Origin of the sequence: Lelliottia sp. RWM.1, assembly GCF_016859735.1 — a bacterium.
Classification (GTDB): Bacteria; Pseudomonadota; Gammaproteobacteria; order Enterobacterales; family Enterobacteriaceae; genus Enterobacter.
Genome location: NZ_WLVC01000006.1, coordinates 75,192 through 95,689 on the forward strand (window position 1 = coordinate 75,192; position 20,498 = coordinate 95,689).

At 54.2% G+C, this 20,498-nt stretch carries 12 protein-coding genes; 8 read left to right on the top strand and 4 right to left on the bottom strand.

Annotation, left to right across the window (positions count from 1 at the left end; genetic code table 11):
* Positions 1-22 precede the first annotated feature (22 nt).
* From asmA to udk, 3 genes are all read right to left on the bottom strand, one after another.
* Complete coding sequence (gene asmA, locus GF617_RS07410) at positions 23-1,873, bottom strand: outer membrane assembly protein AsmA (RefSeq protein ID WP_203451411.1); 1,851 nt, start codon at positions 1,871-1,873, stop codon at positions 23-25.
* Between the two features lie 34 nt (positions 1,874-1,907).
* A complete protein-coding gene (gene dcd / locus GF617_RS07415; protein WP_181620075.1) occupies positions 1,908-2,489 on the bottom strand; it encodes a dCTP deaminase in 582 nt (193 codons plus the stop codon).
* A gap of 91 nt (positions 2,490-2,580) precedes the next feature.
* On the bottom strand, positions 2,581-3,222 hold the full coding sequence (gene udk / locus GF617_RS07420; RefSeq protein ID WP_181623802.1) for a uridine kinase: 642 nt from the start codon (positions 3,220-3,222) through the stop codon (positions 2,581-2,583).
* 343 nt (positions 3,223-3,565) lie between these two features.
* Here udk and GF617_RS07425 point away from each other — a divergent pair, with 343 nt between their 5' ends.
* The gene (locus GF617_RS07425; RefSeq protein WP_203451412.1) at positions 3,566-6,895 is read left to right on the top strand and encodes a diguanylate cyclase; all 3,330 of its coding nucleotides are present in this window, start codon (positions 3,566-3,568) and stop codon (positions 6,893-6,895) included.
* Here GF617_RS07425 and alkA read toward each other — a convergent pair.
* Positions 6,860-7,732 carry a DNA-3-methyladenine glycosylase 2 gene (gene alkA / locus GF617_RS07430; protein WP_203451413.1) on the bottom strand — a complete coding sequence of 291 codons (873 nt, stop codon included), beginning with the start codon at positions 7,730-7,732 and terminating at the stop codon, positions 6,860-6,862. The genes GF617_RS07425 and alkA overlap by 36 nt on opposite strands.
* 132 nt (positions 7,733-7,864) lie before the next feature.
* On the opposite strand from alkA, the gene yegD reads away from it, so the two are divergent.
* From yegD to baeR, 7 genes are all read left to right on the top strand, one after another.
* Complete coding sequence (gene yegD / locus GF617_RS07435) at positions 7,865-9,217, top strand: molecular chaperone (RefSeq protein ID WP_181620077.1); 1,353 nt, start codon at positions 7,865-7,867, stop codon at positions 9,215-9,217.
* A 212-nt stretch (positions 9,218-9,429) separates the two neighbouring features.
* Positions 9,430-10,683: an MdtA/MuxA family multidrug efflux RND transporter periplasmic adaptor subunit gene (locus GF617_RS07440; protein ID WP_203451414.1), complete on the top strand. Its 1,254-nt coding sequence runs from the start codon at positions 9,430-9,432 to the stop codon at positions 10,681-10,683.
* Positions 10,683-13,805, top strand: a complete 3,123-nt coding sequence (locus GF617_RS07445; protein ID WP_203451415.1) for an MdtB/MuxB family multidrug efflux RND transporter permease subunit — start codon at positions 10,683-10,685, stop codon at positions 13,803-13,805. Before GF617_RS07440 ends, GF617_RS07445 begins: the two co-directional genes overlap by 1 nt.
* A complete protein-coding gene (gene mdtC, locus GF617_RS07450) occupies positions 13,806-16,883 on the top strand; it encodes a multidrug efflux RND transporter permease subunit MdtC (protein WP_203451416.1) in 3,078 nt (1,025 codons plus the stop codon).
* Positions 16,884-18,299: an MFS transporter gene (locus GF617_RS07455; RefSeq protein ID WP_203451417.1), complete on the top strand. Its 1,416-nt coding sequence runs from the start codon at positions 16,884-16,886 to the stop codon at positions 18,297-18,299.
* Entirely contained in the window at positions 18,296-19,699 is a 1,404-nt protein-coding gene (gene baeS / locus GF617_RS07460) for a two-component system sensor histidine kinase BaeS (protein WP_181620082.1), read from the top strand. Before GF617_RS07455 ends, baeS begins: the two co-directional genes overlap by 4 nt.
* Entirely contained in the window at positions 19,696-20,418 is a 723-nt protein-coding gene (gene baeR / locus GF617_RS07465) for a two-component system response regulator BaeR (protein WP_181620083.1), read from the top strand. The genes baeS and baeR overlap by 4 nt, the downstream gene beginning before the upstream one ends.
* The last annotated feature ends 80 nt before the right edge of the window (positions 20,419-20,498 follow it).

Sequence of the window (20,498 nt, forward strand, 5' to 3'; positions counted from 1 at the left end):
CCCACAGGGAGAGGGCTATCCATTACAACTTGTTGAGAAGCTTCTTCACATCCTTCCCACTCTGCGAATCTTTATTGCGATCCGCCCAGTCGTTCAGCCGACGTTTCGCTTCATCCTGCAAATGTTTACGCAGAATCTGATCCACCTGAAGGCTATAATTCAGCGCCTGCCACTTACCATAAACATTCAGCGGAATAGGCGTCTCTTTCAGGAAATCAACCAACTTACTTTCGCCTTCCCAGCCAGCCAGCACGCGCACGTTAAAGCGGGTATCAGCGGTCTCTTTCACCAGGTCAAGCGACCCAACACCGGTCAATGAAAGCAATGAGGACGATCCTTGCATGCCATCCAGTGAAAGCTGTCCGCTATCCAGCGTTAAATCACTGGTAAAGGTGTCCAGACGGGTTGCATTATCGTAATTCTCTTTCGCGGTGACATTGCTGCTACGCTCAACGGCCTGCTGAACCAGTTGCTGGAAGTTAAGCCCTTCCATACGAGTGTCTGTCAGTTCAACGTGTGCCTGCCCTTGCCAGTCACGGCGGAAGGCTTCAGCATCGATCTTCGTTCCTGAGAAATCCCCTGCTAATGTCAGTTGGCCTGTCATCGAAATAGGGTAATTAAACGCGTTCAGGATTGTGCCAATTTCAACATTGTCGAGGCGAGGCTGGAATTCAGCACTGGCGGCAGACGTGCGTACATCCAGTGTGCCTGGCAGCGATACGTGTCCGGCCCCCATTTTTCCGCTTAGGTCGGAGATCACTAACAGGCCATTGTGGTTGAACATCTGGCTACTGACATCGGTAAAATCAATACCGCGCCAGCGCACGCTATTCGCCTTCAGTAAAATATCGGCGGTAAAACCGCGCAAACCATTATATTCAGGCTTTTCAATATTTGATGAAATAACCGGACGCGTCTGTTTCACCGCAACCTGGCCTGACTGAGAAGGTGCACTGTCAGGAGTACTGACCGTTTCAGCGGCCAGCAGATTTTCCAGGTTCAGTTTATCAAACTGCAGGTTGAAGACCCATTTCGGCTTATCGGCAAGAGAGACACTCGCCTGCCCTTTCAGCGCACTGTCGTTGGCCTGCAGATTAAGATTATCCAGTTCCAGCTGTTTTTGCTCTTCACGCCACACGGCCTGCAACGTACCTTCACCAGTAATGCCCTGAACAGGAAGGTCAGCGCCCGTCAGTTGCCAGTTAAGCTGCTGAATATCGGCCGTCAACTGATGCGGATAATCAGAGGCGTTCACATTCGCGTTCAGTGATAACGTCAGGTCTCGCTGATCGCGGTTTACCCGGCCTGAGAAATCAATCGTGGCACGATGATGAGCATCCTGTTCCATCTTCAGATTGATATTGCGTACCGTAACCTGCTCGTCATCCTCATGCTGGAATACCAGCACGCTGTCGGCAACCTTCAGGCTGCCAATATCAAACGACCAGCCGGTATCTGACGGTTCATCAGGCAAGGTATTTTCGCGCGGCGCAACTGGCGAACCTGCTTTACGAACAGCTTCCGTTTGCGGTGTAAGCTGAATCACCGCCCCTTTCAGCATCACCTGTTGCACCTGTAACTGATGTGAAAATAGCGGGATAAGAGCGACATCCAGTCGCATATTATCTGCTGCCACAAGCGGAGCCGACGCCCCTGGTGCAGTTAATGACATACGGCCAGAAAGAATGCTGAGTTGTGGCCAGACATGCCAGCGCAATGCACCGTCAAGCTTCAGTTGATATCCGCTTCGTGCCTCAACCTGGCGCACCATATAAGCGCGGAAATCATTCGGGTTAACCAGCAGAACCAACGCCGAAAGGCCAGCAACCAGCACCACCAGCAAAATCATCAGCGTTGTCAGAACTCTTCTCATGGCATCCTCAGTGAACCGACCCTAAAGGGTAAACTCAGTCTTTATCAATACGGCTGGCGACTGCACCTTGCTGGTCGCGGTATTTTGCATCCTGACGACGATTATAAGGACGTGCCGCCGGGCCAGAAAGAGGCTCGAAGCTCAGCGCGCCAATCATCATCCCTGGACGCAAGGCCAGCGGTAATTTACCAGCGTTGAAAAATTCCAGCACGATTTTACCTGACCAGCCAGGATCGATACGGTGAGCCGTTACATGGACCATTAAGCCAAGACGGGCAAGCGACGAACGGCCATCAAGCCAGCCGACCAGATCCGCAGGCAACGTTACTGATTCAAACGTTACCGCCAGTGCCAACTCGCCGGGATGAAGATAGAAAGCTTCGCCCTCGGCGATGACAATTTCATCACTCATCACGCGATCGAGCGCGGCACTGACCTCATCCTTCGGGCCACTCAGATCGATAAATGGTGCGGTATGACCGCTGAAAGTACGGAATTTATTCCCCAGACGCACATCAACAGTGACGCCGTTGATACGTTCAACGGGTGGACGAGGCGTAATCGACAGACGGCCCTCATCCAGCCAGGCTTCTATATCTTGATCACAAAGACGCATGGCACTTTCTCCTTTCGTGCAGCAATCCCTGAAGCCGGAAGAGCTTCAGGGCAAACCAGGTTATCTCTGAACGGTACACAATTCGCGCGATTTATTCAAAAAACTGACTGATTTTCGCTTTTAAGATATCAATGGCGATGCGGTTTTTACCTCCGCGAGGCACGATAATATCGGCGTATTGTTTGGACGGTTCAATAAATTGCAGGAACATTGGGCGGACGGTTTTTTGATACTGGGCCATCACGGAATCCATCGAACGACCGCGCTCGTTGACATCACGTTTGATGCGACGCATCAGGCAGATATCCAGCGGCGTATCGACGAAAATGGAGAAGTTCATCGATTCACGCAGTCGCGCGTCGGTAAGAAGCAGAATGCCCTCAAGGATAATGACTTTTTTCGGCTCAATACGGACCGTTTCTGTTGTGCGGGTATGTTCTACATAGCTATAGACAGGCAATTCGACCGCTTTGCCGCTTTTGAGCGCTTCTAAATGCTGGAACAACAGGCTGTGGTCCATTGCATTCGGATGGTCATAATTGGTTTTAACACGCTCTTCCATCGAAAGATGCGATTGATCTTTGTAATAGCTATCTTCGGGAATGACACCGATGTGCTCATCACCAACTTGTTCACGCAGTTCGCGATAAAGCGTACTGGCAATAAGACTTTTACCTGAAGCCGATGCGCCGGCAATGCCGATAATGACGCACTGATGAGACTTATCAGTCATAAATTTAGCGACCTGATTAACCTGGATGTTAAGGAAGGACGACGCCGTAGCGTCAAACGCGGCAATTATAGGGATTTCGGGGGCGTGATACCAGTCGAATGCGCAGGTAATGCGAGAGAGCATCAAAAGCGTTTTTTCCTTCCCTTAGGTAAATTTAAATGCCCACTTTTTCAGCGTTTAACATGAATTTTTTGCAGAGTAACTATTTAATAAGTCTATGATGTCAAATTATCAGCAGTCGGCATATGAATTGTAAATTGTTTGTACTAGCATAAACCAAATTCGTAAATTCACTCGTCCGGACCTGGCTCCCGACGGCCTGGCGACCCTGGATAAAGCGGTAATGAATAAACAATACCAGCGGGTTTTGATTACCACCCCACATCCTTTACTGCGACTTGTCTGTCTGGGCCTGGTCACCTTCATCTTTACCTTATTCTCGCTGGAGCTGACCCGCTTTGGAACGCTCCTGGCGCCTTTATGGTTCCCCACCTCTATTATGATGGTGGCGTTTTATCGCCACGCCGGAAAGATGTGGCCCGGTATCGCACTGGCCTGCACCTTAGGTAATATTTCTGCCTCATGGCTGCTTTTTTCCTGGGACGCGATCAGTTTCGTCTATACCCTGATTAATGTTGTCGAGGCCTGTATTGGCGCAGTGATGCTACGAAAACTGCTTCCCTGGTATAATCCGCTCCAGAATCTGAATGACTGGATCCGGCTGGCTCTCGGTAGTGCTCTGATTCCTCCGTTGATCGGGGGGATACTGGTTCATTTTCTGGTTCCCACAGCCGAACCCCTTCGCAATTTTCTGGTCTGGGTGCTTTCGGAATCCATCGGCGCATTGGCACTGGTCCCCTTAGGCCTTCTGTTTAAACCACACTACCTGCTGCGTCATCGAAACCCGCAGTTACTGCTGGAAACCCTCCTGACAATGGCAGTAACACTTGCCCTTTGTTGGGTTGCAATTACCTGGCTACCCTGGCCGTTTACCTGTGTGATCGTCTTGCTTATGTGGAGCGCGGTACGCCTGCCTCGCATGGAAGCCTTTCTGGTGTTTTTAGTCACCGTAATGATGGTTTCCCTGATGATGGCGCAAAACCCCATCCCAATGGCAACCCAAAACTCCGGTGCAATGCTCAACGCCCCCTGGCTACCTTTCCTGATGATGCTATTGCCCGCCAACGTCATGACCATGGTGATGTATGCGTTTAGGGCCGAACGAAAGCATATCACCGAGAGCGAAGAACGTTTTCGTAATGCCATGGAGTATTCCGCCATTGGCATGGCACTGGTGGGGATCGAGGGACAATGGCTGCAGGCAAACAAGGCGCTGTGTAATTTCCTCGGCTACAGCCAGGCGGAACTGCAATCTCTCACCTTCCAGCAACTCACCTGGCCGGAGGATTTAAACTCCGACCTTGAGCAACTGGAGCAGTTAGTTAACGGTGATATCAACACCTACACCCTGGAGAAGCGTTACTACAACCGCAGCGGAGAAGTGGTTTGGGCGCTTCTCGCCGTATCAGTAGTCCGCCACGCTGACGGGACACCGCTCTATTTTATCGCCCAGATTGAAGACATTAATGACCTGAAACAAACCGAATGGGTCAATAAGCGTCTGATGGAGCGTATTACGCTTGCCAACGAAGCCGGTGGTATTGGGATCTGGGAGTGGGACCTTGAGCCCGATATCATCAGTTGGGACAAACGGATGTTCGAGCTGTACGAAATTCCGCCGCACATCAAACCCACATGGCAGCTCTGGCATGAAGCCATGCTGCCGGAAGATCGCGATCATGCCGAAAAGGTGATCCGTGACTCGCTGATGGCGAGGCTACCGTTTAAGCTTGAGTTCCGTATTCGCGTGAAAGAGGGTGTACGCCATATTCGCTCCCTGGCAAACCGGGTTCTGAACAAACAGGGAGAAGTTGAACGTCTCCTTGGCATTAACATGGACATGACCGAGGTTAAACAGCTTAACGAGGCGCTGTTCCAGGAAAAAGAGCGGCTGCACATTACCCTCGACTCCATCGGCGAGGCGGTGCTGTGTACAGACATCGACATGAACATCACCTTTATGAACCCGGTCGCGGAGAAAATGAGCGGCTGGGTGCAAACGGAAGCCATGGGGCAGCCCATCCTGAAGGTGTTACATATTACCTTTGGTGACAATGGCCCACTGATGGAAAACATTCACAGTGGCGATATGTCTCGCTCTGACATCGAACAGGATGTTGTTCTTAACTGCCGTAGTGGTGGCAGTTATGATATTCATTACAGCATTACGCCTCTCAGTACGCTTGATGGGCAAAACATCGGTTCCGTGCTGGTAATTCAGGATGTCACCGAATCGCGCAAAATGCTGCGCCAGTTAAGCTACAGCGCGTCTCATGATGCCCTCACCCATCTTGCAAACCGCGTGAGTTTTGAAAACCATCTAAAACGCCTGCTGCAAACGGTGCAAGAGACACGCCAGCGCCATGCTCTGGTGTTTATCGATTTGGATCGTTTCAAAGCCGTCAACGACACCGCAGGACACGCCGCAGGTGATGCCCTGCTCCGCGAACTTTCGTCGTTAATGCTAACAATGCTACGTTCAAGCGATGTACTTGCTCGCCTGGGGGGTGACGAATTTGGGCTGCTTTTACCTGACTGTAATGTCGAAAGCGCACGCTATATTGCGGGTCGCCTGATTCATTCCATCAACAATTATCATTTTATGTGGGAAGGCCGTCTGCACCGTATCGGCGCCAGTGCGGGTATCACGCTGATTGACGTGAATAATTACCAGGCAGCCGAAGTCATGTCGCAGGCAGATATCGCCTGCTATGCCTCTAAAAATAATGGACGCGGCATTGTCACCGTTTACGAACCCCAGCAGGAAAGGATCCACAGTACCCGCAGCATGATGTCACTGGATGAGCAGTGGCACATGATCAAAGACAATCACCTGCTGATGATTGCCCGCAGCGTTGCCTCTCCGCGCATTCCTGAAAGCTGTAATTTCTGGCTTATCTCACTGCGTCTGTGGACCAGTCAGGGTGAGGTGCAGGAGGAGCAGGCTTTCCGTTCCGGGCTGGCAGAATCTGAACTGCTGCATGCACTCGACAGACGTATTTTCAGTGAGTTCTTCCGCGCTTACGCCACTCAGGTTGCCAGCAAGGGAATGGGTGTGGCGCTGCCGCTCTCTGAAGCCGGGTTATCGAGTGTCACTCTGGTCGATGAACTGCTCGACATGCTCGAGAAAGGCGCCCTGCCAGGACGTCTGCTGCATTTAGTCATCTCGATTGAGGTCCTGAATAATCCAGACGAAAACGTACATCAGGGCTTGCAGAAACTGCGCCATGCTGGCTGCCGCGTGGTGCTCAGTCAGGTCGGGCGCGATATGAACATCCTCAACCAGTTAAGCGCCCATATGGCCGATTATCTGATGCTGGATGCGGAGGTCGTCACCAACGTCCACGGTAATCTGATGGATGAAATGACGGTCACGATCATCCAGGGACACGCTCAGCGACTGGGCATGAAGACCATTGCCGGGCCGAGTAATCAGCCGATGATGATGGACACATTATCTGGCATTGGCATCGATTTCATCTATGGCGACACCATTGCCGAACCGCAACCACTCGAATTACTGCTTAACACCAGCTATTTCGCCATCAATTAAAGGCGTCCAGCCGTCGGTATACCAGATGTGTAGCAGAGCGTATGAACGCCAAGGCTGCCAGCGTTGGGCATACCGGCGGATTTGGGCTGGCGTCATGCCCGCGAAACGCTGCTTAATCAAATAATCATCCGGCAAAAACACATCTTTTGCCTGCCAGCCGCGCAAGGCAAGGTAATTAGCCGTCCAGCGTCCAATACCCGGGCGCTGCTGCAATGCTTTCATTCCACCTTCAATATCCGCCGGCGGGAAAAGCGGAAAGGTTCCGTCGACAACGGACTGCGCAAGATGAATCAAAGACTCCGCCCGTTTAATCGGCATGCCCAGCCCCTTCAGGGCCAGTGAGTCCGCAGCCGCTAACGTCTCAGGCGTGGGAAAACAGATATACTCCGGAAAATGCATGACCGGTTCACCGTACAGGGACACGACGCGTGACGCGAGTTTTGCCGCCATCGCCACACTCACCAGTTGACCCAGAATCGCCCGCACACCTTGCTCGTAAGCGTCCATCGCCCCCGGCAAACGTAATCCAGGACGCGCCTCTCCCAGTTTACCCAGAGCCACTGATATTTGCTGAGGGTCGCAGTCAAGATCAAATAAGCGCGCAATTCGGGCAAGGGACGTCGACGCTACCGGGATCAGACCCTCGCTGAGGGTCACCACAAGCGTACAGGTATCAACATCCGGTGTGACGCGGAACACGCCCTGATGACCATCACAGGCGAAACTACGTTCGTAGTACGCGTCAGTGACCGTTTCTACGCCCGTAACCGCACGCGCGCCAAGAAAACCCAACATCCATTGCCAGTCATAAGGGGGTTGCCAGTTCAGGGTGTACATCATTGCTCCTTTTGTGTTCGCCCTCAGCATAAACTGAATACGCTTGTTTCGCCTTGCTTTCATATTCCTGTTGTCGCAGACCGTACATTTCGCTAAAGTCTCGCCCCTTCTCACTGGCATGGGGACTTGTAAGTGTTTATTGGATTTGACTACGGTACGGCTAACTGTTCAGTTGCCATCATGCAAAACGGACAGCCGCAACTCCTGAAAATGGAAAAAGAGAGCACGCTGCTGCCGTCGATGCTCTGCGCGCCAACCCGTGAGGCGGTCAGCGAATGGCTGTTCCGCCACCATCAGGTTCCCGCTACTGCGGCGGAAACGCAGGCGTTGTTGCGCCGCGCAGTCAGTTTTAACCGCGATGAAGATATCGACGTTACGCCATCCAGCGTACAATTTGGCCTCTCCTCTCTTGGGCATTACATTGACGACCCAGAAGAAGTCTACTTTGTAAAATCACCCAAATCATTTCTGGGCGCTAGCGGCCTGAAGCCACAACAGGTTGCCATGTTTGAAGATCTGGTGTGCGCCATGATGCTGCACATCCGCAATCAGGCACAAACGCAGGTTTCAGAGACCATCACCCAGGCCGTCATTGGACGCCCAATTAACTTTCAGGGTTTAGGCGGCGATGAGGCAAACCAGCAAGCTCAGGGGATCCTTGAGCGTGCTGCTCATCGTGCTGGTTTCCGCGATGTGGTGTTCCAGTATGAACCGGTTGCGGCAGGGCTGGATTTTGAAGCCACGCTGACGGAAGAGAAACGCGTTCTGGTGGTCGATATCGGTGGTGGTACGACAGACTGCTCGCTGCTGCTGATGGGCCCGCAATGGCACAATCGTCGTGACCGTGAAAATAGCCTGCTGGGGCACAGCGGTTGCCGCGTAGGCGGTAACGATCTGGATATCGCCCTGGCATTCAAAAGCCTGATGCCACTGCTCGGCATGGGCGGCCAAACCGAAAAAGGCATCGCGTTACCTATTTTACCGTGGTGGAATGCTATCGCCATCAACGACGTACCGGCACAAAGTGATTTTTACAGCACTGCCAATGGTCGCTTCCTGAACGATCTCGTTCGCGACGCCCAGGAGAGCGACAAAGTCGCTTTACTGCATAAAGTCTGGCGTCAGCGTCTGAGCTATCGCGTCGTACGTAGCGCAGAAGAGAGTAAGATTGCCCTCTCAGATCGCCCAGAACACGCAGTATCTTTGCCGTTTATTGGTGATGATCTGGCGACCGAGATTTCCCGGCACGGTTTGGAAATCGCGCTGGCGCAACCGCTACAACGCATTCTGGAGCAGGTCCAGTTGGCGCTGGAAAACGGTAAAGAGAAGCCGGATGTAATTTATCTTACCGGGGGTAGCGCCCGTTCTCCGCTGATCAAAAAAGCGCTGTCAGAACAACTGCCGGGCATTCCCATTGCCGGTGGCGATGACTTTGGGTCGGTTACGGCCGGGTTGGCTCGCTGGGCACAGGTCATGTTCAGCTAATACTGCTTTTGTGCCGCTGGCATGCTTGCCCCAGCGCGCTCCCTCGGGGAGACTGAGAACACACTAAAAACGGCAACTGACGTTGCCGTTTTACTTTTAGCCCCATTCAGACAATTCCAGACAGTGTTCCATATTTCCTCCATTTTTCTGCTCTCTCTCCTGACTAAACTAGTATCATTCCCCGAAGTGTTTCAGGATGAGAACGTATAACGATGAAAGGCCGTAATAAATCCCGCTGGGCAATCGCCGCTGGCATCATTGTGGTGGTCATTGCCGCCGCCTGGTACTGGCACAGTCAATCCTCGGACTCAGCCGCCCCCACAGGAGCCAGCAATCAATCACAACGCCCAACTGGCGGCGGTAGCGGTCGTCACGGTATGCGTAATGGGCCTCTGGCTCCGGTTCAGGCGGCGACAGCAGTTAATAAAGCCGTTCCTCGTTATCTCTCGGGCCTCGGAACTATCACAGCGGCGAATACCGTGACGGTACGTAGCCGTGTGGACGGTCAGTTGATGTCCATTCACTTCCAGGAGGGTCAGCAGGTTAAAGCCGGTGATTTACTGGCAGAAATTGACCCGAGCCAGTTTAAAGTCACGCTTGCCCAGGCACAGGGGCAGCTCGCAAAAGACAAGGCCACGCTTGCCAATGCACAACGTGATTTAGCCCGCTATCAACAACTGGTTAAAACTAATCTCGTCTCACGTCAGGAGCTGGATACCCAACAATCACTGGTCAGCGAGACGCTGGGCACGATCAAAGCCGATGAAGCATCCGTTGCCAGCGCACAGTTACAACTCGACTGGAGCAGAATTACCGCCCCAATTGACGGGCGTGTGGGTCTGAAACAGGTCGATATCGGTAACCAAATCTCCAGCGGTGACACCACAGGTATTGTTGTCATAACCCAGACCCACCCTATCGACTTAGTCTTTACCCTGCCAGAGAGTGATATCGCCACCGTCGTGCAGGCGCAAAAAACCGGACAAGCCCTGGTTGTCGAAGCCTGGGATCGGACCAACAAGCAAAAACTGAGCGAAGGCAAACTGCTCAGTCTTGATAACCAGATTGATGCGACCACCGGCACAATCAAGCTGAAGGCTCGTTTTAACAACCAGGACGATGCGTTATTCCCGAACCAGTTTGTCAACGCCCGGATGCTGGTTGCGACCGAAGAAAATGCCGTGGTGATCCCTACCGCCGCCCTGCAAATGGGCAATGAAGGTAACTTCGTCTGGGTGCTGAACAGCGACAATAAGGTCAGCAAACATCTGGTCAAAACTGGAATTCAGGACAGCCAGACTGTTGTGATAAGCGCAGGACTTTCCGCAGGCGATCGCGTCGTCACCGACGGCATTGACCGCCTGACTGAAGGCGCCAAAGTCGAGGTGGTTGAAGCGCACAGCAGTACGGCGCCGGGTGAGCAACCCGCAAAACGCCAGCATGCTAAACAGGGAGCAAACTCCTGATGCAGGTGTTACCACCGAGCTCTACAGGTGGGCCATCACGCCTGTTTATCATGCGCCCTGTCGCCACGACCTTGTTGATGGTGGCTATCCTGCTCGCCGGGATGATTGGCTACCGCTTTTTACCCGTTTCGGCGCTGCCAGAAGTGGACTATCCGACGATTCAGGTCATCACCCTCTATCCGGGTGCGAGTCCGGATGTCGTCACCTCCGCCATTACCGCCCCACTGGAACGCCAGTTTGGTCAGATGTCGGGCCTGAAGCAGATGTCTTCACAGAGTTCCGGCGGCGCATCCGTCGTCACGCTACAATTCCAGCTTACGCTATCGCTGGATGTGGCCGAACAAGAAGTCCAGGCAGCAATCAATGCGGCCACGAATCTGCTGCCTTCCGATCTGCCAAACCCACCGGTCTACAGCAAAGTCAACCCGGCGGACCCGCCCATCATGACCCTGTCCGTTACCTCATCGGCCATTCCGATGACACAGGTTGAGGACATGGTTGAAACGCGTGTGGCGCAGAAGATTTCTCAGGTGTCTGGCGTCGGCCTGGTTACGCTGGCGGGCGGGCAACGTCCCGCTGTTCGAGTGAAGCTCAATGCTCAGGCGATTGCTTCACTGGGCTTAACCAGTGAAACCATCCGTACAGCCATCAGCAATGCCAACGTGAACTCGGCGAAAGGCTCGCTTGATGGCCCGACGCGTGCCGTCACGCTTTCGGCAAACGATCAGATGCAATCCGCCGATGAATACCGTCAACTGATTGTGGCCTACCAGAATGGCGCGCCCATCCGTCTGGGTGATATTGCCACCGTTGAGCAAGGGGCAGAAAACAACTGGCTTGGCGCATGGGCCAACAAACAGCAGGCCATCGTGATGAACGTTCAGCGCCAGCCAGGTGCGAACATCATTGAAACTGCGGACAGCATTCGAACCATGCTGCCGCAGCTTATCGAAAGCCTGCCGAAGTCGGTCAGCGTGAAAGTGCTTTCTGACCGCACCACCAACATCCGGGCCTCCGTTTCCGATACACAGTTTGAGCTCATGCTGGCGATTGCGCTGGTCGTCATGATTATCTACCTGTTCCTGCGTAACGTTCCGGCAACCATTATTCCCGCCGTTGCCGTTCCACTTTCGCTGGTCGGGACCTTCGCCGTCATGGTGTTCCTCGATTTCTCGATCAATAACCTGACACTCATGGCGCTAACCATCGCGACCGGTTTTGTGGTCGATGATGCCATCGTGGTAATCGAGAACATCTCGCGCTACATCGAAAAAGGGGAAAAACCGCTGGCCGCAGCGCTGAAAGGCGCAGGAGAGATCGGTTTTACCATTATCTCCCTGACCTTCTCGTTGATTGCCGTGCTGATCCCTTTGCTGTTTATGGGCGATATTGTGGGCCGCCTGTTCCGCGAGTTCGCAGTGACTTTGGCGGTAGCGATTCTGATATCCGCGATAGTCTCGTTGACGCTGACGCCAATGATGTGCGCCCGCATGCTCAGCCATGAGTCTCTGCGTAAGCAGAACCGCTTCTCCCGCGCGTCTGAGCGACTGTTTGAGCGCATCATTGCCGCCTACGGTCACGTCCTGGCGAAAGTCCTTAATCATCCGTGGGCAACACTCAGCGTCGCACTGGGGACACTGGCTCTGAGTGTGATGCTGTGGATTTTTATTCCAAAAGGATTCTTCCCGATTCAGGACAACGGCATCATCCAGGGGACGCTTCAGGCCCCACAATCGGTGTCATTCGCCAGCATGGCCCAGCGCCAGCAACAGGTGTCGGAAATCATCATGAAAGATCCGGCGGTCGAAAGCCTGACGTCATTCGTGGGTGTCGACGGGACGAATCCGTCGCTGAACAGCGCGCGCCTGCAAATCAATTTAAAACCCCTAAGCGACCGTGATGACCGCGTACAGACGGTGATTGACCGTCTGCAAAATGATGTGGCGCGCGTGCCAGGCGTCGAGTTGTATCTCCAGCCGATTCAGGATCTAACCATTGATACTCAGGTGAGCCGCACGCAGTACCAGTTCACGCTACAGGCTACGTCCCTTGAGGCACTTAGCACCTGGGTTCCGCAACTGGTTGATAAACTGAAAACGCTGCCACAACTCTCTGATGTTAGTAGCGACTGGCAGGACAAGGGGCTGGCAGCATACGTGAACGTTAACCGCGACAGCGCCAGCCGCCTGGGCATTACGATGGCGGATGTCGATAACGCCTTGTACAACGCGTTTGGACAGCGCCTGATCTCAACCATCTACACTCAGGCGAACCAATATCGGGTGGTGCTGGAACACAATACCGATAGTACGCCGGGACTTGCCGCGCTGGACACGGTGCGTCTAACCAGCAGCAGCGGCGGCATTGTGCCATTAAGCGCAATTGCGAATGTCGAAGAGCGCTATACACCGCTATCGATAAACCATCTGGATCAGTTCCCGTCTACGACGATCTCCTTCAATGTGCCAGACGCGTATTCACTGGGTGAAGCCGTCGAATCGATTCTGACGGCGGAAAAAAGCCTGAATTTCCCGTCGGATATTCAGACCCAATTCCAGGGCAGCACGCTGGCGTTCCAGGCCGCACTGGGCAACACCATCTGGCTGATTGTGGCCGCTGTCGTGGCGATGTATATCGTGCTCGGCGTGCTGTATGAAAGCTTCATTCACCCTATTACCATCCTCTCTACCCTGCCAACTGCAGGTGTCGGTGCACTACTTGCGTTGATGCTGGCGGGCAGCGAGCTGGATGTGATAGCGATCATCGGGATCATCCTGCTTATCGGGATCGTGAAGAAAAACGCCATCATGATGATCGACTTTGCCCTTGCTGCTGAACGTGAGCAAGGCATGTCGCCGCGTGATGCCATTTTCCAGGCCTGCCTGCTGCGTTTCCGTCCGATTCTGATGACCACGCTCGCCGCCCTTCTCGGCGCATTACCGCTGATGCTGAGTACCGGGGTCGGCGCGGAGTTACGTCGCCCATTAGGTATCGGCATGGTTGGCGGTCTGCTGGTCAGCCAGGTCTTGACCTTATTCACGACGCCCGTGATTTACCTGCTGTTTGACCGTCTGGCACTGTGGTCAAAGAGCCGTTTCCCGAAACGTGAAGAGGAGGCGTAAGTGAAGTTTTTTGCCCTCTTCATTTACCGCCCGGTGGCAACGATCTTAATTTCACTTGCCATCACCCTGTGCGGCATTCTTGGCTTCCGGCTGTTGCCGGTTGCCCCTTTGCCGCAGGTGGATTTCCCGGTAATTATGATCAGCGCCTCGCTGCCTGGCGCATCGCCGGAAACCATGGCGTCGTCAGTGGCGACACCGCTGGAACGTTCGCTTGGGCGTATCGCCGGGGTCAACGAAATGACCTCCAGTAGTTCGCTGGGTAGTACGCGGATCATCCTGGAGTTCAGCTTCGACCGGGACATTAACGGTGCGGCACGCGACGTTCAGGCAGCAATTAACGCCGCGCAAAGCTTGTTGCCCAGCGGGATGCCTGGCCGTCCAACCTATCGCAAAGCGAATCCGTCCGATGCGCCAATCATGATCCTGACGCTCACCTCGGATACCTACTCTCAGGGGCAGCTATACGATTTCGCCTCCACGCAGCTGGCACAAACTATTTCCCAGATTGATGGCGTAGGAGATGTGGATGTGGGCGGTAGCTCCCTGCCCGCTGTGCGTGTTGACCTGAACCCGCAGGCGCTGTTCAACCAGGGTGTATCACTGGATGACGTGCGCACTGCCATCAGTAATGCCAACGTGCGCAAACCGCAGGGAGCCATTGAAGACGCCAGCCATCGCTGGCAGGTTCAAACCAACGATGAGCTAAAAACCGCGGCGGAATACCAGCCACTGATTATTCACTACAACAACGGTGCAGCGGTACGGCTCAGCGACGTCGCCAACGTGACCGACTCGGTACAGGACGTCCGTAATGCCGGGATGACCAACGCCAAACCGGCCATTTTGCTGATGATTCGCAAATTGCCGGAAGCCAACATTATCGAGACGGTAAACCGTATTCGTGCCCGTCTGCCTGAATTGCAGGAAACTATCCCGGCGGCCATTGATTTGCAGATCGCCCAGGACCGTTCCCCAACGATCCGCGCCTCGCTCGAAGAGGTGGAGCAGACGCTGATCATCTCCGTCGCGCTGGTGATTCTGGTGGTGTTTCTGTTTCTGCGTTCCGGACGCGCCACGCTTATCCCGGCGGTGGCGGTTCCGGTGTCCCTGATTGGGACATTCGCGGCCATGTATCTGTGCGGGTTTAGCCTGAATAACCTGTCGCTGATGGCACTGACCATCGCGACCGGATTTGTGGTCGATGATGCCATCGTAGTGCTGGAAAATATCTCTCGCCACCTTGAAGCCGGGATGAAACCCTTACAAGCCGCGCTTCAGGGGACACGCGAGGTCGGCTTCACAGTGCTGTCCATGAGCCTGTCGCTGGTGGCGGTATTCCTGCCGTTGTTGCTGATGGGCGGGCTCCCGGGCCGACTGTTACGCGAATTCGCCGTGACACTTTCCGTCGCCATAGGCATTTCACTCATCATCTCCCTGACGCTGACGCCGATGATGTGTGGCTGGATGCTAAAACGGAGCAAACCACACTCACAGCCTCGGCGAAAAGGTTTTGGTCGCTTCCTGATGGCTATGCAGGAGAGCTACGGCAGATCGCTGAAATGGGTGTTGAACCATACCCGGCTTGTCGGTCTGGTGCTGACAGGCACAATCGTGCTCAACGTGTGGATGTATATCACCATCCCGAAAACCTTCTTCCCGGAACAGGACACCGGCGTACTGATGGGTGGCATCCAGGCTGACCAGAGCATTTCATTCCAGGCGATGCGCGGTAAATTGCAGGACTTTATGAAAATTATTCGTGAAGATCCTGCGGTGGATAACGTCACCGGATTTACCGGCGGTTCGAGGGTAAATAGCGGAATGATGTTCATCACCCTGAAAGCACGCGACGTACGCAACGAAACTGCACAGCAGGTCATTGACCGTCTGCGCAGCAAGCTTGCCAAAGAACCGGGCGCGAATCTGTTTTTGATGGCCGTTCAGGATATCCGTGTGGGTGGACGCCAGGCCAACGCCAGCTATCAGTACACACTGCTCTCTGACGACCTGGCCGCGTTGCGCGAATGGGAGCCGAAGATCCGCAAGGCGCTAGCCGCATTGCCTGAGCTGGCAGACGTGAACTCCGATCAGCAGGATAACGGTGCGGAAATGGATCTGACCTACGATCGCGAAACCATGTCGCGGTTAGGCATTAACGTCGAAGCGGCTAACAGCCTGCTCAATAATGCATTTGGTCAGCGGGAAATATCCACCATCTACCAGCCAATGAACCAGTACAAGGTGGTGATGGAAGTTGATCCGCGTTACACCCAGGATATCAGCGCGCTGGATAAGATGTTTGTCATCAACAGCGACGGTAAGGCCATTCCGCTGTCGTATTTTGCCCGTTGGCAGCCTGCAAACGCGCCGCTATCGGTCAACCATCAGGGGTTGTCGGCGGCATCAACTATTTCGTTTAACCTGCCAACCGGCTCATCGCTGTCAGAAGCCAGTGATGCGATCAACCGCAGCATGACCCAGCTCGGCGTGCCGTCCACTGTGCGCGGCAGCTTCGCCGGAACCGCTCAGGTCTTCCAGGAGACGATGAACTCGCAGGTGATACTGATCCTCGCCGCCATCGCGACGGTCTATATTGTGCTGGGGGTGCTGTATGAAAGTTATGTCCATCCGCTGACCATTCTCTCTACACTGCCGTCGGCAGGTGTAGGCGCATTGCTGGCGCTGGAGCTGTTCGGTGCGCCCTTTAGCCTCATCGCCCTGATTGGGATCATGCTTCTCATCGGCATTGTGAAGAAAAATGCCATCATGATGGTCGACTTTGCGCTCGACGCACAGCGAAACGGTAACCTGACGCCGGAAGAGGCCATTTTCCAGGCGTGCCAACTGCGTTTTCGTCCGATCATGATGACCACGCTGGCGGCGTTGTTTGGCGCACTTCCTCTGGTTATTTCAGGTGGCGATGGCTCTGAGCTGCGTCAACCGCTGGGGATAACCATTGTCGGCGGCTTAGTCATGAGTCAGCTATTGACGCTCTACACCACGCCGGTGGTCTATCTCTTTTTCGACCGCCTGCGGGTGCGTTTTTCGCGTAAACACAGAGATACGGTAAATGGGTAAATGACAGACCTCCCGAAAAACGTCCGCTGGCAGTTATGGATTGTCGCCTTCGGCTTCTTTATGCAGTCGCTGGATACGACCATTGTGAATACTGCCCTCCCCTCGATGGCGAAAAGTCTGGGAGAGAGTCCGCTGCATATGCACATGGTGATTGTCTCCTATGTGCTGACCGTCGCCGTGATGCTGCCTGCCAGCGGCTGGATGGCGGATAAAGTGGGCGTGAGGAATATTTTTTTTACTGCCATCGTGCTGTTCACTATAGGGTCGCTGTTTTGCGCTCAGGCCAATACGCTCAATGAACTGGTGATGGCTCGCGTCCTGCAAGGCGTCGGCGGCGCGATGATGGTTCCCGTCGGACGACTGACGGTGATGAAGATCGTCCCGCGCGAGCAATACATGGCAGCGATGACCTTTGTCACGCTGCCAGGCCAGGTTGGCCCCTTGCTTGGCCCTGCGCTGGGCGGGGTGTTGGTCGAGTACGCCTCCTGGCACTGGATCTTTTTAATCAACCTGCCTGTGGGGATTGTTGGGGCTATTGCTACGCTGATGCTCATGCCGAATTACACCATGCAGACGCGGCGTTTTGATTTCATCGGCTTCATTCTGCTGGCCGCCGGAATGGCAACACTCACGCTGGCGCTCGACGGCCAAAAGGGGCTGGGCATTTCGTCCCTGACGCTGGGTATTCTGGTCGTCCTCGGTATCACCGCAATCCTGTGGTATCTATGGCATGCCAGAGATAACGAGCAAGCCCTCTTCAGCCTGTCATTGTTCAGAAATTCAACCTACCGGCTGGGTCTTTTCGGCAGCTTTGCCGGGCGGGTGGGCAGCGGCATGTTACCGTTCATGACCCCGGTCTTTTTACAGATTGGTATGGGTTTCTCACCCTTCCACGCAGGTTTAATGATGATCCCGATGGTACTCGGCAGTATGGGGATGAAGCGTATTGTGGTGCAGGTCGTGAACCGCTTTGGCTACCGTCACGTACTGGTGGCCGCCACGCTTGGCCTGGCAGTAGTCAGCCTGCTGTTTATGACCGTGGCATTAATGGGCTGGTACTACGCGCTTCCGCTGGTGCGTTTTTGCCAGGGCATTATCAATTCCATGCGCTTCTCTTCCATGAACACGCTGACCCTGAAAGATCTGCCGGATGAACTGGCCAGCAGTGGCAACAGCTTGTTATCGATGGTTATGCAACTCTCCATGAGCGTCGGTGTAACGGTGGCAGGCCTGCTGCTGGGTATGTATGGACAACACCATCTCAGCGTCGATACCCCCGTCGCGCATCAGGTCTTTTTGTATACCTATCTCAGCATGGCGGTGATCATCGCCCTGCCCGCGCTCATCTTCGCCAGAGTGCCGGATGATACCAGTAAGAACGTCGTTATCCGACGTGGCAAAAGGAGTGCACCATGAAGTTCTGGCGTCCCGGTATTACCGGCAAGCTCTTTGTCGCGATTTTTACCACCTGCATTGTCCTGTTGATCACCATGCACTGGGCCGTGCGTGTTAGCTTCGAGCGCGGTTTTATTGATTACATCAAACACGGAAACGAGCAGCGTTTACAGGGGCTGAGCGATGCCCTGAGCGAGCAATACGCCCTTCACGGCAACTGGCGTTTCCTGCGCAACAACGATCGTTTCGTGTTCCAGATCCTGCGTTCGCTTGAGCACGATAATGACGATGACCGTCCTGGCCCTGGCATGCCACCTCACGGCTGGCGTACGCAGTTCTGGGTGGTCGATCAGGATAAAAAAGTGCTGGTCGGTCCACGCGCCCCTGTTCCTCCGGATGGTATGCGTCGGGCCATCATGTTCAATAATGTCAGCGTAGGTTGGGTGATTGCGTCGCCGGTTGAGCGGCTGACACGTAACACCGACATCAACTTCGACAGGCAGCAGCGTCAGACCAGTTGGTTGATTGTCGCCCTCTCCACACTGCTCGCCGCACTCGCTACCTTCCCACTGGCACGCGGCCTGCTCGCGCCAGTCAAGCGGCTGGTGGAAGGTACACATAAACTGGCAGCCGGTGATTTCTCTACTCGCGTGGACACCCGCAGCCAGGATGAACTGGGCAGGCTGGCGCAAGACTTTAACCAGCTCGCCAGTACACTGGAAAAAAACCAGCAGATGCGCCGTGATTTTATGGCCGATATTTCGCACGAGCTCCGTACTCCGCTGGCGGTACTCCGTGGCGAACTGGAGGCTATTCAGGATGGCGTACGCCAGTTCACACCGGAGTCGGTGGCGTCACTTCAGGCTGAAGTGGGTACGCTCACCAAGCTGGTGAACGACCTGCATCAGCTTTCCATGTCCGACGAAGGGGCACTGGCCTACCAAAAAGCCCCTGTTGATGTGATCAACATTCTGGAAGTCACCACAGGCGCATTCCGTGAACGCTTTTCCAGCCGTAACCTGAAAATTGAGCTCTCCCTGCCGGACAGCGCTGTGGTGTTTGGCGATCGCGACCGTCTGACGCAGCTCTTCAATAATTTACTGGAGAACAGCCTGCGCTATACCGACAGCGGTGGCGCGTTGTACATTTCTGGCAGGCTGGAAGCCAGCCGTTTTGCGCTGACGTTTGCCGACAGTTCTCCTGGGGTGCAGGACACGCAGCTTGAAAAATTGTTCGAGCGTTTTTATCGTACCGAAGGTTCACGTAACCGCGCCAGCGGCGGTTCCGGGCTGGGGCTGGCCATTTGCGTCAACATTGTCGAAGCGCATAACGGTACAATCCGCGCCGCTCATTCGCCTTTTGGCGGGGTTAGCATTACAGTAGAGTTACCGCTGGAACGCGATTTATCGAGAGAAGCATGACCGAGTTACCCATTGATGAAAACACGCCACGTATTCTGATCGTGGAGGACGAGCCTAAACTTGGGCAGTTATTAATCGACTATTTACGCGCGGCAAGTTACGCCCCTACGCTTATCAGCCACGGCGACAAGGTTCTTCCTTATGTTCGCCAGACGCCACCCGCGCTGATATTGCTGGATTTGATGCTGCCCGGCACTGACGGCCTGACCCTGTGCCGCGAGATCCGCCGTTTTTCCGATGTCCCGATCGTGATGGTGACAGCCAAAATCGAAGAGATCGACCGTCTGCTGGGTCTTGAGATTGGCGCAGACGATTACATCTGTAAACCATATAGCCCACGCGAGGTGGTCGCACGCGTGAAAACGATCCTGCGTCGCTGCAAACCGCAGCGAGAATTGCAGGTACTGGATGCAGAAAGCCCGCTGATCGTTGACGAAAGCCGCTTTCAGGCCAGTTGGCGCAGCAAATTATTGGATCTCACCCCTGCTGAATTTCGCTTGCTCAAAACGCTCTCCCACGAGCCAGGGAAAGTGTTCTCGCGCGAACAACTGCTGAACCATCTTTATGATGATTACCGGGTCGTCACTGACCGCACTATCGATAGCCATATCAAAAATCTGCGTCGTAAACTGGAGGCACTCGATGCCGACCAGTCGTTTATTCGCGCAGTGTATGGCGTAGGTTATCGATGGGAAGCGGATGCATGCAGGATTGCGTGATAATATCGGACTAAAAACGAATGTCACCTGCCAGGGGTGACATTATGTGAATTTACTCTTCAGAAACAATACCGTTCTCC